Annotated in this window: 15 protein-coding genes; 1 reads left to right on the top strand and 14 read right to left on the bottom strand. The window is 51.2% G+C overall.

Annotated features, from left to right (window positions below):
• The first annotated feature begins 69 nt into the window (after positions 1–69).
• Positions 70–1,443, top strand: a complete 1,374-nt coding sequence (locus IE094_RS09125) for an FAD-binding oxidoreductase (RefSeq protein WP_189640391.1) — start codon at positions 70–72, stop codon at positions 1,441–1,443.
• On the opposite strand, the gene IE094_RS09120 is transcribed toward IE094_RS09125, so the two are convergent.
• The 14 genes from IE094_RS09120 to ftsW all read right to left on the bottom strand — a co-directional run bounded on the left by IE094_RS09120 (position 1,440) and on the right by ftsW (position 15,695).
• Positions 1,440–1,730, bottom strand: a complete 291-nt coding sequence (locus IE094_RS09120) for a Dabb family protein (RefSeq protein WP_189640390.1) — start codon at positions 1,728–1,730, stop codon at positions 1,440–1,442. The two genes, IE094_RS09125 and IE094_RS09120, sit on opposite strands and share 4 nt — an antisense overlap.
• A 9-nt stretch (positions 1,731–1,739) precedes the next feature.
• A complete protein-coding gene (recN, locus tag IE094_RS09115; RefSeq protein ID WP_189640389.1) occupies positions 1,740–3,380 on the bottom strand; it encodes a DNA repair protein RecN in 1,641 nt (546 codons plus the stop codon).
• 21 nt (positions 3,381–3,401) lie between these two features.
• The gene (locus tag IE094_RS09110; protein WP_189640388.1) at positions 3,402–4,238 is read right to left on the bottom strand and encodes an outer membrane protein assembly factor BamD; all 837 of its coding nucleotides are present in this window, start codon (positions 4,236–4,238) and stop codon (positions 3,402–3,404) included.
• A gap of 141 nt (positions 4,239–4,379) precedes the next feature.
• A complete protein-coding gene (gene lpxC / locus IE094_RS09105) occupies positions 4,380–5,297 on the bottom strand; it encodes a UDP-3-O-acyl-N-acetylglucosamine deacetylase (RefSeq protein ID WP_189640387.1) in 918 nt (305 codons plus the stop codon).
• A 178-nt stretch (positions 5,298–5,475) separates the two neighbouring features.
• Complete coding sequence (gene ftsZ / locus IE094_RS09100) at positions 5,476–7,119, bottom strand: cell division protein FtsZ (RefSeq protein ID WP_189640386.1); 1,644 nt, start codon at positions 7,117–7,119, stop codon at positions 5,476–5,478.
• A 177-nt stretch (positions 7,120–7,296) separates the two neighbouring features.
• The gene (gene ftsA, locus IE094_RS09095) at positions 7,297–8,631 is read right to left on the bottom strand and encodes a cell division protein FtsA (protein WP_189640385.1); all 1,335 of its coding nucleotides are present in this window, start codon (positions 8,629–8,631) and stop codon (positions 7,297–7,299) included.
• Entirely contained in the window at positions 8,628–9,650 is a 1,023-nt protein-coding gene (locus IE094_RS09090; RefSeq protein ID WP_189640384.1) for a cell division protein FtsQ/DivIB, read from the bottom strand. Before IE094_RS09090 ends, ftsA begins: the two co-directional genes overlap by 4 nt.
• Entirely contained in the window at positions 9,638–10,573 is a 936-nt protein-coding gene (locus IE094_RS09085; protein WP_229802202.1) for a D-alanine--D-alanine ligase, read from the bottom strand. Before IE094_RS09085 ends, IE094_RS09090 begins: the two co-directional genes overlap by 13 nt.
• 24 nt (positions 10,574–10,597) lie before the next feature.
• Positions 10,598–11,527: a UDP-N-acetylmuramate dehydrogenase gene (murB, locus tag IE094_RS09080; RefSeq protein WP_189640383.1), complete on the bottom strand. Its 930-nt coding sequence runs from the start codon at positions 11,525–11,527 to the stop codon at positions 10,598–10,600.
• A 5-nt stretch (positions 11,528–11,532) separates the two neighbouring features.
• On the bottom strand, positions 11,533–11,784 hold the full coding sequence (locus tag IE094_RS09075) for a DUF2484 family protein (protein WP_189640382.1): 252 nt from the start codon (positions 11,782–11,784) through the stop codon (positions 11,533–11,535).
• On the bottom strand, positions 11,781–12,035 hold the full coding sequence (locus tag IE094_RS09070; RefSeq protein ID WP_189640381.1) for a DUF2484 family protein: 255 nt from the start codon (positions 12,033–12,035) through the stop codon (positions 11,781–11,783). The genes IE094_RS09075 and IE094_RS09070 overlap by 4 nt, the downstream gene beginning before the upstream one ends.
• The gene (gene murC, locus IE094_RS09065; RefSeq protein ID WP_189640380.1) at positions 12,035–13,429 is read right to left on the bottom strand and encodes a UDP-N-acetylmuramate--L-alanine ligase; all 1,395 of its coding nucleotides are present in this window, start codon (positions 13,427–13,429) and stop codon (positions 12,035–12,037) included. Before murC ends, IE094_RS09070 begins: the two co-directional genes overlap by 1 nt.
• Before the next feature lie 4 nt (positions 13,430–13,433).
• Positions 13,434–14,525, bottom strand: coding sequence for an undecaprenyldiphospho-muramoylpentapeptide beta-N-acetylglucosaminyltransferase (gene murG, locus IE094_RS09060; RefSeq protein WP_189640379.1), 1,092 nt, complete (start codon positions 14,523–14,525; stop codon positions 13,434–13,436).
• A gap of 9 nt (positions 14,526–14,534) precedes the next feature.
• The gene (ftsW, locus tag IE094_RS09055) at positions 14,535–15,695 is read right to left on the bottom strand and encodes a putative lipid II flippase FtsW (RefSeq protein WP_189640378.1); all 1,161 of its coding nucleotides are present in this window, start codon (positions 15,693–15,695) and stop codon (positions 14,535–14,537) included.
• Positions 15,696–15,765: the final 70 nt, after the last annotated feature.

Below are 15,765 nucleotides of genomic sequence, written 5' to 3'. Positions count from 1 at the left end.
GATTGATTTGTGACTTTCATTCACTTTGTTTCTATGCCTATTCTTTGCACAACGCAAAGGGAGGTTTGGATGAACATTGATAAGGCCATCACAGAAATGCAGGCAGTGTTGGGCGAACGCCTGAGCACCAAAAAATCCGATTTGGATTTTCACGGCCAGAACGAAGCATATTATCCATTCACCCCGCCCGATGCGGTGGCATTCGTGCAATCCACGAAAGAGGTTTCCGATATTGTTAAAATCTGTGCGAAATATGATTGCCCAATCACACCGTGGGGCGTTGGCACATCACTGGAAGGGCATGCATTGCCGATCAAGGGTGGCTTGACCATCGATTTTTCCCAGATGAACAAAGTTGTAAAAGTTTACAACGAAGATCTGAATGTCAGCGTCCAACCGGGCATTACCCGCGAAGAATTAAACGCGGAATTGCGCACAACAGGGTTGTTTTTCCCAATTGATCCCGGTGCGAATGCCAGCATTGGCGGCATGACCGCAACACGTGCATCTGGCACAACGGCCGTGCGGTACGGTACGATGAAAGACAATGTTTTGGCATTAGAAGTGGTATTGGCCGATGGGCGTATCATCCGCACGGGCACACGGGCGAAAAAATCATCGGCAGGGTATGATTTGACCCGTTTGATGGTTGGATCAGAGGGCACATTGGGGATTATCACGGAAATCACGCTGGCCTTGCAAGGTCAACCAGAGGCAACCGCCGCTGCGATTTGCGATTTTCCTGATGTGGAATCGGCAGTGAACACGGTGATGATGGCGGTGCAAATGGGGGTTCCAATTGCACGCATTGAATTGGTCGATTCAATGATGATCCGCGCGATAAACAATTATTCAAAGCTCGACATGGTAGAAACGCCGCATTTATTCATGGAATTTCATGGATCAGACGTGGGTGTCGCAGAACAATCCGAAACCATGAAATCCATCACAGGCGAATTTGGCGGGGGTGAATTTCAATGGTCGACCAAGGTTGAAGAGCGCAATCGCCTGTGGGCGGCGCGCCATAATGCCTATCCCGCGGCACGGGGATTGAAACCTGGGTTTACGGGGCTGACCACCGATATTTGCGTGCCAATTTCCCAATTGGCAAAGGCCATTGGGGATAGCGAACAAGACATTGCCGATAGCGGGCTTTTGGGTCCGATTTTGGGCCATGTGGGCGATGGCAATTACCACGCCACATTGTTGGTGGATGCTGATGATCTCGAAATGATCGCCACCGCCAAAGGTGTGGCGCATCGCATGGCCGAACGTGCATTAGCAGTTGGTGGCACGGTGACGGGCGAACATGGCGTTGGCATTGGCAAAATGAAATATATGCAACAAGAGCACGGCGATGGCTGGTCAGTGATGGCCGATATTAAACGCGCGCTTGACCCACAAAATATCCTGAACCCTGGGAAAATGGTACAGGTGAACTAAGCCGCTGCAAAATCTGCGGCCATACGTAAATCGCGCAATGGCCGCACGATATCAATCGCATCTTGATAGGTGTGATGCGTCTTGAACGCCGCCAATGCCGCATCATCAACAAATTCGCCGTAAACCACAAAATCAACCACATCACCCGACAGTTGATCGGCATGACTGTTGCGCCCAATTTCCAGATGCGTTGCATATGGATTGGATTTCAACAACGACAGGCCATCATAAATGGTTTCCAAATCGGATTTATCGCGGGCGTTGAAAAACACGATGTGGCGGATCATGATATGCCCCTAGCCCAGCAAAGAACGCGCGGCGGCGCGGGCTTCGGCTGTGATGGTGTCCCCTGCCAACATACGCGCGATTTCATCGATACGAGCATCGCCCAACATCGGTTCAACCGTGCTGAATGTTGCGCCATCACGCACAGATTTTGATACGCGCCATTGATGCGCACCTTTGGCGGCAACTTGGGGGGAATGGGTAACGACCAATACTTGGGCATCCCGTGCGATCCCCGCCAAACGTCGCCCGACTGCATCCGCCGTGGCCCCACCAACACCGCGATCAATTTCGTCAAAGATCATGGTGATACCCGATGACCCTTTGGTCAAACAGACCTTGAGTGCGAGCAAAAACCGAGACAATTCACCACCCGATGCAATTTTATTGATCGGTCCTGCGGGTGCGCCAGGGTTGGTGGCAACGGTGAATGTGACCGTATCAATGCCGCTCGCGGATGGATCGGCATCTGTTATTTCCACAACAAAAACAGCACGTTCCAGTTTTAGCGGCGATAATTCAACAGACATTGACTTTGATAATTCAACGCCCGCTTTGGTGCGTTTATCATGCACATCTTTCGCAAGATCATCATAAGATTTCGCAGCCGCCGCCAATTTAGATTCAAGTGCAACAATATCATCCGCGCCTGTATCAATCGCACGTAAACGATTGGCAAAATCATCGGCAAGTGCAGGCAATTCATCGGGTTGCACATTGTGTTTTCGCGCCAAGGCGCGAATGGCAAACAGGCGTTCTTCGCAGTTTTCCAGCTCCATCGGGTCGAAATCAAGCGCATCAAGGGTATCTTCGACGCCGCGCTGTGCATCGCCAAGCTCGTTCATGGCGCGTGACAGGGATTGTAACGCGTTATCAAGACGGCCTTCGGCCTTGTCCGATGCGCCCTCGAGCCAGCGGGTTGCATCACCCAACATGGATTCAGCACCAGATGGTCCCAGCGCATTTGCAGCCTTTGCAATGTCTTCGCGAATGCGTTCACCCGCCTGCATCAGGCGGCGTTTTTCATCCAATGTCGTGTCTTCGCCAACCTCTGGTGACAGGGTGGTCAATTCATCGGCCGCGTGGCGCAGGTAATCTGCATCCGCCTGTGCGGTTTCAAGTGCCAGTTTGGCCGCGTCCAATTCCCGTTGAAGGCGGGCGCGTTCACGCCACGCCGTGCGCAAATCAGTCAAATCAAGGCCCGCGAATGTATCAAGTAAATCGCGGTGCCCCTTGGGATCAAGCAATCCGCGATCATCATGTTGGCCGTGCAATTCGATCAAGGTTTCCGACAGGTTTCGCAAAACCTCTCCCGAACAGCGTCGATCATTAACATATGCGGTTTTGCGCCCATCGCGCGAATTGGTGCGGCGCAGGATTAAATCATCGTCATCTGGCAGGCCTGCGTCGCGCAAAATTTCGTGTGCGGGATGATTGTTGGGTAATTCGAATACGGCGATCACCTCGCCCTGATCGGCACCGGTGCGCACCAGATCGGCGCGACCACGCCAGCCAAGCACGAAACCAAGACTGTCCAAAAGTATGGATTTACCCGCACCCGTTTCACCCGTCAGCACGTTCAAGCCAGATTGGAATTCAAGATCCAACTGATCAATTAACAACATGTCCTTGATATTCAGGCCACGCAGCATTGGAAATCCTCCGATGGGCGGTTACAGCCACGCACCCTTGATCACACGACGATAAATCGAGCTGAGCCAGCCATTGCCCTTGGTATCGCCCGTTGCATCCAACCCTTTTCCACGCAGCAATGCATAGCTGTCGGCGTACCATTGCGTTCCTTGGAAGTTATGCCCAAGAATCGCCGCCGCGGTTTGTGCATCTTGATCCAGCCCCAAGGACAGATAGGACTCAACCAAGCGATGCAATGCTTCTGGTGTGTGGCTGGTGGTTTGAAAATCCTCCACAACCACGCGGAAACGGTTGATCGCCGCGCCAAAATGACCGCGTTTCAGATAATAACGCCCAATTTCCATTTCCTTGCCCGCAAGGTGATCCAACGCAAGATCGAATTTCAACAAGGCGGTGGTGACATATTCGCTATCTGGATAGCGTTCAATGGTCACCCGCAAAGCTTGTAATGCCTGAAACGTGACACCTTGGTCACGGCTTACGTCATCGATTTGATCGTAATAGGACAGCGCAATCAGATATTGCGCATATGCGGCATCTTGATCGGCAGGATAGAAATCCAAATAACGCTGCGCCGCACCGCGGCTTTCTTCATAGAGACCGCCTTCGTGATACGAAAATGCGGACATAATCAATGCGCGTTTAGCCCATTCGGAATAGGGATACAGGCGTTCGACCTCGGAAAACCGTTCGGCGGCATCTTCTGGATCGTTATCATCCAACATCGACTCGGCAGAATTAAAAATCTGTTCTGGTGGTAAATTTTCCAACTGCTGCGCTGGTTCTTCTTTCTTAGCACAGGCCGCCAACACCAAGAGAATTGCGGTTGTGGCAAATATTTTTCTGTTCAGAACCATGTAGGACACCAATTTCAATTACTTACCGACCATAGCCAGCGAGCCTGTTGGATACCATACTTTGAGCAAAGGAAAAACGGATTCAAGCAGATATTCAAAAAACTTTTTGTTCCCACGCGTGATCATCGCCATAAATGGCGCTTACAGCGTAGGAAAATCGCTTGATTTGATGTCTGTACCAGGCAAATCGTGATCTTGTTCAGGGCTACATGTCACCCATTCCCAAGCGCCATCTGTTGCGAACAATGCACGCAGCAATTCGTTCGTCGCACGATGACCTGCGCGATTCCCGACATAACGACCCAAAATCGGTGCACCTGCCAAATACAAATCACCCAATGCATCCAACATTTTGTGACGCACACATTCATCAGCGCGGCGAAAACCCTCTGGGTTTAGAACCTTATCCTGATCAACAACGATCGCGTTATCAAGGCTCCCGCCCAGTGCGAGACCGTTTGCTTGCAACATTTCAACATCGTTGCGGCGCACGAATGTACGACAATCAGACAATTCACGTACGAATGTGCCGTTTGCCATGTTCAATTTTTTATGCTGTTCACCAATCGCACGGTCCGAAAAATCGATAGAGAAATCAATTTCCAAATTATCCGCAGGGGACAATGTAACGATCACATCATCAAATGTTACGGTCACGTCGCGCAAAACACGAATGGCGCGCACGGGTGCGTCTTGATCAGCCAAGCCAACCGCCAAAATTTCGCGCACGAATGAAATCGCGCTACCGTCCATAATTGGCACTTCTGGCCCATCAATTTCGATCACCGCGTTATTCACACCAGTGCCCGCAAGCGCGGCCATAAGATGTTCGATTGTGGAAACCTCAACACCTTCGTTGTTAGATACACGTGTGCAAAGCTGTGTGTCATTCACGGCAAGATAGTTCGCAGGAATAACCTGATCACGGTCTGTAACATCGACGCGGTGGAATACGATACCATGCCCAACACCAGCAGGAACCAAGCGCAGGTTTGCAGGCTTGCCAGAGTGAAGCCCTGTGCCGCGTAGTGTAACCGGTGATTTCAGCGTCTTTTGCATGTCTACCTCAAAGGTTTGTCGGATTCGTTATTACGTCCGCTTACCTCTGAACTAGTTTCTCTGCCTTGAAATCTCAACTCACGCTTTGTGACGGTTTGTAACAGTAACCCATCATTTACATGTCAAAACGCAAAAAAGGCGCGGAAATCCGCGCCTTTTCGCAAATATCAGTGAAATATCAGTTCGCTTGACGACGCAAGAACGCTGGAATTTCGATTTGATCGTCTTCGTGTGCCATGTCGTCATATTCAGCAGAGTACTGTTGTTCCTCTGAAAATGACGGCTGTTCACGTGTTGCTGGCGCTGCTTCTGCAGCACCTGTCATACGTGAAATGAATCCACCCAACACACCGCCACGTTTTTGTTCGGCGTGGTGTTGTTGTGGTGCGGCCATCGGCGTTGTGTGGTTCGCGCGAAGTGGCTGTTGACTAGGTTGTTTTGCAACCGCTGCTTCCAAACGTGCCAGTGTTTCCGCGCTTGGTTGACCCGCTGTTTGCTGACGCGACGGTTCAACACCAAAGCGAAGTTCCTGTGCAGGTTCTTCGTACTGTGGTTGATACGCAGGTTCTGGCATCTGATCGTCAGATGCGGATGCAACCTCTTGAACTTGTGGTTCAAACGTTTGCGCCGCAGGTGCGTATTGTTGTTGTGGTTGTTCAACCGGCGCCGCAGGTGCAACATCAAACAATTCTGGTTCAGCTTGCGCTGCAACTGGCTCTGCCACTTGTGGTGCTGGTGCTGGCTCTTCTTCTGGAACAAAGCTAGTTGTTTCAGCTTCTTGAGGTGCAGTTTCATTCGCCATTGGCAATGGTGATTTCAATGTACGGCGTGGTACAGGAATTTCTGCGGCACCTTCGGCGGCATCAATACCAGTTGCCACAACGGATACACGCATCATGCCATCCAATGTTGGATCCATTGTAGAACCAACGATGATGTTTGCATCTGAATCCACTTGGTTACGGATACAATTTGCAGCTTCGTCGACTTCGAACAATGTCAGATCGGAACCACCAGTGATGTTGATCAACACACCTTTGGCACCGTTCAATGAAATTTCGTCTAGCAATGGGTTTGCAATGGCTTTTTCTGCCGCTTGGATCGCACGATCTTCGCCTGCTGCTTCGCCAGTACCCATCATCGCTTTGCCCATCTCGTCCATGACAACGCGAATATCGGCAAAATCGAGGTTGATAAGACCTGGGCGAACCATCAGATCGGTCACGCCTTTCACACCTTGGTATAGAACATCGTCGGCAAGGCTGAATGCTTCGGTGAATGTAGTTTTTTCATTCGCAATCCGGAACAAGTTTTGGTTTGGAATGATGATCAGTGTATCGACAACCTTTTGTAGTGCTTCCACGCCTTCTTCGGCTTGGCGCATACGTTTGTTGCCTTCAAACTGAAACGGTTTGGTGACAACACCAACAGTCAGAACGCCCAATTCACGTGCAGCTTGTGCAATGATTGGCGCGGCACCTGTGCCTGTACCACCGCCCATACCGGCCGTGATGAAACACATGTGGCTGCCTGCCAGATTATCAACGATTGTTTCGATGCTTTCTTCGGCGGCGGCTGACCCAACGGATGGGCGCGCACCGGCACCCAAACCTTCGGTGATTTTTTCACCCAGTTGGATACGGTTACCTGCTTTATTGCCTTGCAGCGCTTGCGCGTCTGTATTGGCGACAATAAAATCAACGCCTTCGAGGTTTTTCTCGATCATGTTATTGACCGCGTTACATCCTGCGCCACCAACACCGAATACGGTGATTTTTGGACGCAGATCGGCCACTTCGGGGATCTGGAGATTCAGAGTCATGGGTCTGTCCGCCTGTAGTTTGTTTTTGTTTTTATAAATGCCGCGTTGAACGGTCATACTGCTGCAACCATGGTAACAAAGCGATTCGCATTCGTCACGAAAAATCGTAACGAAAACAGATAAAATCAGTGATTTAATTGGGATTTTTGCGAAATCTTGCCGAAGATTATTCCAAATCTACCAATTTTCTCGCAACCATTGCGCTGCACGCTTGAACGAACGTCCGCCAACACGCGGTGCTGGCATGGCAAAATCCCAACATTCGTCCTGTGGGTGGGCAGCATATAATGACAATCCGATACAGGCCGCGAAATCCGGCCCCGTTGCAGCCTGTGGCAATCCGTGGATACGCAACGGGCGACCAAGGCGCACGTTTTGCCCCAAAATACGGCTCGCCAATCCTTCCATTCCGGGGATTTGGCTACTGCCACCGGTTAATACGATGCGTTGGCTTGGCAGATTGTTGAACCCTGCCCCGTCAAGTTTTGTGCGCACCTCTTCCAGGATTTCTTCGACGCGTGGGCGCATCACACCGATCAATTCGGAACGCGATACCTGACGGCGATCAATTTCCCAATCACCCGTATCCCCGCCCGTGTCGATCATTTCGCGATCATCAAGCCCCGTGGCAACCACGCCGCCATGCAATGCTTTGATTTTTTCGGCCATGGATTTTGGAACTTGCAACCCTTGTGAAATATCAGAGGTAATATGATTACCCCCCATGCGCACGCTGTCGGCAAATATCATGTGTTTGCGTAAAAATACGCTTACAGCCGTGGAGCCCCCGCCAATATCAACGCAGGCTGCACCCAATTCTTGTTCATCCTCAACCAATGCGGAAATTCCGCTGGCATAGGATGATGATGCGACACCTGCCAATTCCAAATCACAGCGTTTGATACAGATCAAAAGATTCTGCATTGAACGGCTGTCGATGGTCAACAGATGCATATCAACGGCCAATTCATGGCCGATTTGCCCGCGCGGATCAGACAGACCAGATGTTTGATCAAGTGCAAAATTCACGGGCATAGCGTGGATCGCCTCGCGCCCAGCACCATAATCAGGCACATCACATGACGCCAAAACGCGCCCGATATCTTGGTCTGTAACCAGCCCTTTGTCCAAATCAACCTTGCCAACCAGACCGTAAGATCGTGGGCGTGCGCCCGAAAAACATGCGATCACGTGATCAACACGGATACCCGCCATTTTTTGGGCACCTTGAACAGCCGTGCGAATGGCACGCTCAGATTCTTCCATGGAGTTGATTTCGCCAAACCGCACACCGCGCGATTGGGTTTTGGCAACACCTGCCACACGAAACGCGCCGTGATTGGCAATGGCACCCATGCCGCTGGCCGCGTCCACCTGCACGGATGGATCAAATTGCAAAATCATACAGACAACCTTGGATGTCCCAACATCCAAAATCGCAACCACACCGCGTTGTAATGCGGCACGACGTTTTTGGCGCATGGCCTTTTGGGATTCATACAGGCTGCTCATAATTTTGTTTCCACCCCTAAATTTATGGAACGCACACGGCGCAATTCTTCCATCGCAAATGGTGTCAGGCGCAAATACGGGCGCGACGGATTGCGAAGATCAATGGTTTTAATATCGCGCGCCAAAATTTGCTGCGCAGATTGCCAAGCGACAAGCCGTTCCACGGCGGCCACAGGTTCGGTTTCGGGCAATTGAATAATTTGCCCACGATCCAAAACCAAATCCCAGCGACGCGCACCAATGCGCATCAAACCGCGCACACGGTTTTCAAACGGGCGGGCAGCGGCGAAAATCGACATGGCCTGTGCGATATTTGCATCCGCACCTTCGCCCGCGATCAGCGGCAATTCGGCATAATCAAGGCGCGATTGAGATACGCCAGCACGCACACCGTCGCCATCCAACAATTCCAGACCTTTTTGATTGCGCCAAATCACAACAGGGTTGCGCTGTTCGACCACGATATCAAGCACACCACCCGTGCGCAAAAACAACGATGCGGCCTTGACGGAATCCAATGCTTCGATCCGTTTGCGGATGATGGGTAGATCCAGTTCGAACGAACTGGCGGGCAATGTGATTTTACTGGCCTCGCGAACCTGATCGCCAACACGATCGGTTGCACCGTTGACTTTCATCAAGTCGACCATGAATTCGGGGCGCGTTTGAATGGATTCACGTGTTTCAGCGTAACGTGTTGAAATATGATCGCGAAGCCCTTGGTTATTCACCAAATAAAACCCAATCGCAAACAAACCAAGCGTTGGGATTGCAGCCTTGGCCATAGACCGCACTATCGGAGTGAGCCAGAGGCGTTGCAATTTATATGATGTACGGCTGGGCGCAGGATCGCGTTTTGGCAATTGTTTTGAAGCCTTTTGCCCAAACAATGTTTGCGCGGTTCCCTGTGCAACAGACCCCAAGGGTTTTATGTTGCTGGAATAGCTCAGATGCTGTTTGCGCTGTTGCTGCGCGTTTGGCGTGCCCTGATTTGGGCGCTTGTTGTTTATCGGTTGCATGACGCATCCTCCACCATCCAGCGCAACAATGTGCCAAAGCTCATGCCCGTTTTGACCGCCTGTTCAGGGGTCAATGATGTGGGTGTTAATCCTGGCTGTGTGTTGGTTTCCAACAGGATCAAACCATCCAAACCTTTGGTGTCATCCCAGCGAAAATCGGTGCGCGAAACACCACGACACCCCAACGCGTTATGCGCACGCACTGCGTATTCCATACAAGCGTCAAAAATTTCGGCGGGAACATCGGCGGGGACCTCGTGGCGGGAACCGCCAACCTCGTATTTCGCGCTGTAATCATACCAGCCATCGGTGATGATATCGGTCACAGTTAATGCGCGATCACCCATTACACTGGTGGTTAATTCGCGCCCCGGAATGAACTGTTCGACCATCAATTCATCGGGCATGTCATCAGTCATTGACGCAATCGCGTTTGACCCTTCTTGCACGATATATACCCCCACTGATGATCCCTCGTTATAAGGTTTCACCACGTAAGGTGCGGGCATTGGATGCCCCGATAAAACGTCTGATTTTGAAACCAGTTTGCTGTCGGCCACAGGCAGACCCGCCATGCGGTATGCAACCTTGGTTTTTTCTTTGTCCATGGCTAGTGCGGATGCGTAAACGCCCGAATGAGTATATGGAATTTGCAACCATTCCAATATGCCCTGAACACAACCATCTTCGCCCCAACGACCATGAAGTGCGTTAAAAACAACGTCTGGATTAAGTGCTTGCAGATCGGCCGCCAGCGTTGGACCTGCATCCAATTCTGTAACATCGTATCCTTCGCCGCGTAACGCAGATGCAACTTCATGCCCTGAACTCAACGAAACATCACGTTCCGCCGAAGGGCCGCCCATTAATACCGTCACACGGGTGATTGCCTTGCTCGACATGCCCGCCTCTTTCCCCGACATTTATGATGCCTTTGGGGTTTCTTATTATTCGTTTGCGAATTCTCCGACCCGCATTATTTCCCACACTAATTCAATTCCGCTATTTTGGAAAACCTTTTTTCGCACTTCTTCGCCCAAGTTTTCTAAATCTGCGGCAGATGCGCCACCCTTGTTAATCAGAAAGTTAGAATGCATCGGCGACATTTGTGCGCCACCGATGGTTGCACCGCGCATTCCTGCATCATCAATCACCTTCCATGCCTTTAAATCATGGGTATCATCGGCACGCCCAGTGGAGCTGTAACCGGCGGGATTGCGAAATGTGGAACCGCATGATCGTTCCTTGGTCGGTTGGGTTATTTCGCGTTTTTCCAACGCCTCGATCATTTTTTGCTCGATGGTTTCAGGATCATCCGCGATCCCTTGTAAAACAACGGATGTGATAATCATCCCATCGGGAATATTTGTGCTGCGATAGGCAAAGCCCATATCATCAGGCATTAACGTCACACGTTGCCCATCGCGTGTGATTGCATCGGCGGATACAAACGCATCGGCGGTGTACACACCATAACAGCCAGCGTTCATTTTGACCGCGCCACCAATTGCACCGGGGATCGTGCGCAAAAATGCCAGATCAATACCAGCAGCGGCCGCTTTGCGTGCCACATGTGCATCCAATGCCGCACATCCCACGCGCACACGGTTATCATCCAAAATTTCAATGCCGTTAAATCCACGCCCCATGCGCACAACCACACCGCGTATCCCACCATCACGGATAATCAGATTGGAACAAACACCAATCGGAAATACGGGGATGTCAGCGGATAGGTTTTGCAAAAACGATTGCAGATCATCAACATCAACCGGTTGAAACAAAACCTCTGCGGGGCCGCCAACACGCAGCCACGATAAATCCGCCATCACGCGATTGGGTGTTAGTGTTCCACGGGTTTCCGGCAGATTTTTCATAAACTTCACTCTTTGGTAAACAGGCCTTCGATATAGCGCCAAGCATAGTAAACAGGCCAGCGCAAAATCCAACCGCCCCCCAGCAACGCCAGAAAACCAATCAACCAGCCGTTTTCATAGGTTAACCACCCCAAAAGTGGAATACCGACGACCATCAAAATATAGGCATGGCGCCAGTGGTTATCATTGGATGGGATCATCGCCAGCACATTCGCGATCAAAAACCAAATACCAGCGCAAAGAATGGACAAGTTCATGGCAATTTCTCAGTTTCAAAGCCACGCGCGCGGCGGTAAAAATAACGTAGCGGATTGCGAAACATGGATACAAATGCGGCTAGGCCAGCAACAGATATCCACCCGCCGTAATCATATCCAATCCAGATGATTAAAATAGGTGCGGCGACCAGCAATAAAAAACCCGGTTTCATCTGCCAGCGCATCGGGAACATTGCCACCACCGTGGAACAAATTACCCAGATTGCCGCGAGCAGAATTGACCAAGACATCAGCCAATCGCCTTTGGCAGGTTATTCGCCCAAGCACTGATCGTGCCCGCACCCAAACAGATTAACATATCACCTGGTTTGCATTCATTTTTCACAAACGCTTGCAATGCAGGCTCGTCATTTACCGCCATTGCGGCCTTGTGGCCATGACGGGTTAGGCCAGTCACCAAATCTGATTGGCTCGCACCCTCTATCGGGTCCTCGCCAGCGGCATAAATTTCGGTGATACCGACGATATCGGCATCATTGAAACAGCCACAGAAATCTTCGAAAAGATCATGCAAACGCGTAAAACGGTGGGGTTGGTGCACCGCAATTACGCGCCCTTGTGTTGATTGACGCGCAGCAGATAACACCGCCTTTATTTCCACGGGGTGGTGGGCGTAATCGTCGATCACGGTCACACCGTTGACATCACCCACACGGGTAAAGCGACGGTTCACTCCTTTGAAGTTTTTCAAGGCATCTTTGATTTCGTCCAGCTTTACACCCAAATGGCGCGACACAGCGATGGCCGCCAATGCGTTGGACACATTGTGATCGCCGGGCATGGGCAAGATAATACCATCGATGCGTTTATCTTCGCCTTGTAATGCGACATCAAACACCGCCATGCCATGTTCATAGCGCAGGTTTTCCGCACGCACATCGGCCTGCTTATTAAAACCATACGAAATGACGCGTCGATCATGCATATTGCCGACCAATGTTTGCACAACGTTGTGGTCGGTGTTGCAGATCGCCACGCCGTAGAATGGGATGTTATGCACGAACTGGTTAAACGCGGCGTGCAAGTTTTCCACCGTTCCATAATGTTCCATATGCTCTGGATCGATATTTGTGACAACGGCAATGGTCGCGGGCAGTTTGTTAAAAGTGCCATCGGATTCATCCGCTTCGACCACCATCCATTCGCCACCACCCATACGTGCATTTGACCCAAACGCGTGAATGATACCACCGTTAATCACGGTTGGATCAACGCCGCCTGCTTCCAGCAAGGTGGCAACCATTGTGGTGGTTGTGGTTTTGCCATGCGTGCCCGCAATCGCCACGTTTGATTTCAAACGCATCAATTCGGCAAGCATTTCTGCGCGGCGCACCACAGGCAAACCCATTGCGCGCGCGGTGTCCAATTCGGGGTTACCCGGTTTAATCGCAGATGAAATGACGATAACCTCTGCCCCATCAATATTTTCGGCACGCTGGCCTTCGAATATTGTGGCACCCATTTGTTCCAAACGATCCGTTATCTTGCTGGTTTTAAGGTCAGACCCTTGCACGGTATAACCGTGATTTAATAAAACCTCTGCAATGCCAGACATGCCAATGCCACCGATCCCCACAAAATGTATCGGACCAAGTTGGGTGGGGAGTTTTGTTACTGCGTTCACGATACTATCCTTTGTGGGCCAAGTTTTGCACAAGATCGGCCAATTCTGTTGCTGCGTTGGGCTTGCCTGCGTTCAACGCCGCTGTTGCCATTTTTAATGCACCATCTGGTTCTTGCAAAACCGATGTGATGCAATTTGCCAATGTTTCTGGGGTGAGTTCATGTTCAGGGATCAAAATCGCCGCATCCACACCCGATAATCCACGCGCATTGGCGGTTTGATGATCGTCCATCGCAATGGCCAGTGGGATCAAGATTGACGGGCGCCCAATCACGGAAATGTCCGCCACCGATGATGCGCCTGCACGCGATACGACCAATTGTGCCTCGGCGATCCGTTCGGGGATATCGTCAAAAAATGGCGACACCTCGGCGGTGACGCCAGCGTTGGCGAAAGCGGCCATTGTTGTTTCAACATCTTCTTCGCGTGCTTGTTGCACCACGCGTAAATTCCCGCGCAGTTTTTCGGGCAACAAGGCGACAGCCTGTGGCATGGTTTGGGATAAAATCCGCGCGCCTTGTGATCCACCGATGGACAGGATGCTCATCGGCCAATCGCCTGGGCTTATGTAGTTTGCACCAGCGCGTTCGCGCACAACACCGCGCACAGGGTTGCCCACATGCACCGCATGTGCACCCGCTGGCAGGATTGTTGGCCAAATCGAACAGGCGACAACATTCACGGATTTTGCAAATTTCTTGTTCACGCGCCCCAAAACACCGTTTTGTTCATGGATAATGCGTGGGATTTTCAACCAACCCGCGGCAACCATTGCGGGGATGGCAGGGTATCCACCAAAACCCGCAACCACATCGGGGCGATCTGCGCGCATTGATTTTTTCGCGGCCATCGCACCTGAAAATAATTGAAATGGCACGGCAAGTTTGGCCAGTATTCCACCACGTGCAAATGTGCCTGATTGCACAACCTCGATTTCAACCGCGTCGGGAAAACCGCTGGTGTAGCGTGCGCCGCGTGGATCGGTGGATAATTTCACCCGCCAGCCACGGTTCAACATTTCTTCGGCAAGCGCTTGGGCGGGGAACATATGCCCCCCTGTTCCACCTGCAGCAATCGTTAACAAAGGTTGCACCATGATAAAACCCTAACCGTTGCGAAGCGCGTCAGACATGTCACCCTGTGGGCGGCTACGAGTGAATGCGAGCAACATGCCAAGTGCGATGCCCCCCGCCACAAGCGATGAACCACCATAGCTGATAAACGGAAGAGTCATGCCCTTGGCAGGTAACAATCGCACTGCAACGCCCATGTTGATCAAGGCCTGCATGCCAAACAGCGCAACAAGCCCTGTGCCCGCAAGGCGAATGAACACATCGCGTTCATTCATAAGGCGAAACAATGATCGTACAGTCAGCGCCATGAATAATGCGATGATGAATAAAACCATCACCAGCCCGTATTCCTCGGCGGCGACGGCGATAATGAAATCGGTATGCGCATCGGGCAATGACCATTTCACGGTGCCTTCACCCACACCAACACCAAAAAATCCGCCTTCTTGGATTGCGTTGGTGGCATAGCCAAGCTGTGTGCGTGGATCGACCTCTGGGTTCAAAAAACCATCAATACGACGGGCAAAGTGTTCGGAATTGTTATAAGCAAGGTAGCCAAACCCAGACACACCCAGCGCCATCAGTATCAACAAGATCACGGGTGCACCCGCCACGAAATACATCAAACCCCATGCCGCCAAAACCAACGAGGCCTGACCAAAATCAGGCTGCATTGCCAAAATGAATGTTACCACAATGGCCACAATAAACGACCAGCGTTTACCAGGTGGACCACCGACATCAAATGATGCCGCCATCAACCATGCGCAAAACACAACAAAACAAGGTTTCAAAAATTCGGATGGTTGTAATGAGGTAAAGCCAAGCGAATACCAACGCGTTGCACCCTTGCCAAAATCCGTACCCAAGACAGGCAGCAATAAAATGGCGACAAATCCGATGATAAAACCAAATACGCCCAAACGGCGGATGGTGCGCGGTGACATCATTGATGTAACGATCATCGCCGTGAGCGCAACGCCACCAAAAAATGCTTGTTTATAGACGTAATAAAACGGCGTCAGCCCGTTTCGCTGTGCCAAAGGCACCGATGCCGCAAGGCCAAGCAATATCCCGACACAAAACAAAATCACCACCGCGAACAGTGACCAGCGATCCAAACTGCGCCACCAGCGCGGAAGAATCGGATCACCCGGCTGCGACGCAACCGTACCAAATACCATATCTGTCATGAGAGCCTGCCTGCCTTCATATCTGTAATACTGCCTGATGCTGCCTCATTTTTTTGGGTCAGCTTTTTAT

This window comes from Paramylibacter ulvae, from assembly GCF_014652655.1.
Taxonomy (GTDB): domain Bacteria; phylum Pseudomonadota; class Alphaproteobacteria; order Rhodobacterales; family Rhodobacteraceae; genus Amylibacter; species Amylibacter ulvae.
This window is presented reverse-complemented; position numbering and strand designations above follow the sequence as displayed.

Excerpts from the sequence above, each read along its gene's own strand:
- ftsA (WP_189640385.1), bottom strand. The coding sequence starts at position 8,631 with ATGAGCAGCCTGTATGAATCCCAAAAGGCCATGCGCCAAAAACGTCGT.
- lpxC (WP_189640387.1), bottom strand. The coding sequence starts at position 5,297 with ATGCAAAAGACGCTGAAATCACCGGTTACACTACGCGGCACAGGGCTT.
- IE094_RS09125 (WP_189640391.1), top strand. The coding sequence starts at position 70 with ATGAACATTGATAAGGCCATCACAGAAATGCAGGCAGTGTTGGGCGAA.
- murG (WP_189640379.1), bottom strand. The coding sequence starts at position 14,525 with ATGGTGCAACCTTTGTTAACGATTGCTGCAGGTGGAACAGGGGGGCAT.
- IE094_RS09075 (WP_189640382.1), bottom strand. The coding sequence starts at position 11,784 with ATGAACTTGTCCATTCTTTGCGCTGGTATTTGGTTTTTGATCGCGAAT.
- IE094_RS09085 (WP_229802202.1), bottom strand. The coding sequence starts at position 10,573 with ATGTCGGGGAAAGAGGCGGGCATGTCGAGCAAGGCAATCACCCGTGTG.
- IE094_RS09070 (WP_189640381.1), bottom strand. The coding sequence starts at position 12,035 with ATGTCTTGGTCAATTCTGCTCGCGGCAATCTGGGTAATTTGTTCCACG.
- IE094_RS09090 (WP_189640384.1), bottom strand. The coding sequence starts at position 9,650 with ATGCAACCGATAAACAACAAGCGCCCAAATCAGGGCACGCCAAACGCG.
- murB (WP_189640383.1), bottom strand. The coding sequence starts at position 11,527 with ATGAAAAATCTGCCGGAAACCCGTGGAACACTAACACCCAATCGCGTG.
- ftsW (WP_189640378.1), bottom strand. The coding sequence starts at position 15,695 with ATGACAGATATGGTATTTGGTACGGTTGCGTCGCAGCCGGGTGATCCG.
- IE094_RS09110 (WP_189640388.1), bottom strand. The coding sequence starts at position 4,238 with ATGGTTCTGAACAGAAAAATATTTGCCACAACCGCAATTCTCTTGGTG.
- recN (WP_189640389.1), bottom strand. The coding sequence starts at position 3,380 with ATGCTGCGTGGCCTGAATATCAAGGACATGTTGTTAATTGATCAGTTG.
- IE094_RS09120 (WP_189640390.1), bottom strand. The coding sequence starts at position 1,730 with ATGATCCGCCACATCGTGTTTTTCAACGCCCGCGATAAATCCGATTTG.
- ftsZ (WP_189640386.1), bottom strand. The coding sequence starts at position 7,119 with ATGACTCTGAATCTCCAGATCCCCGAAGTGGCCGATCTGCGTCCAAAA.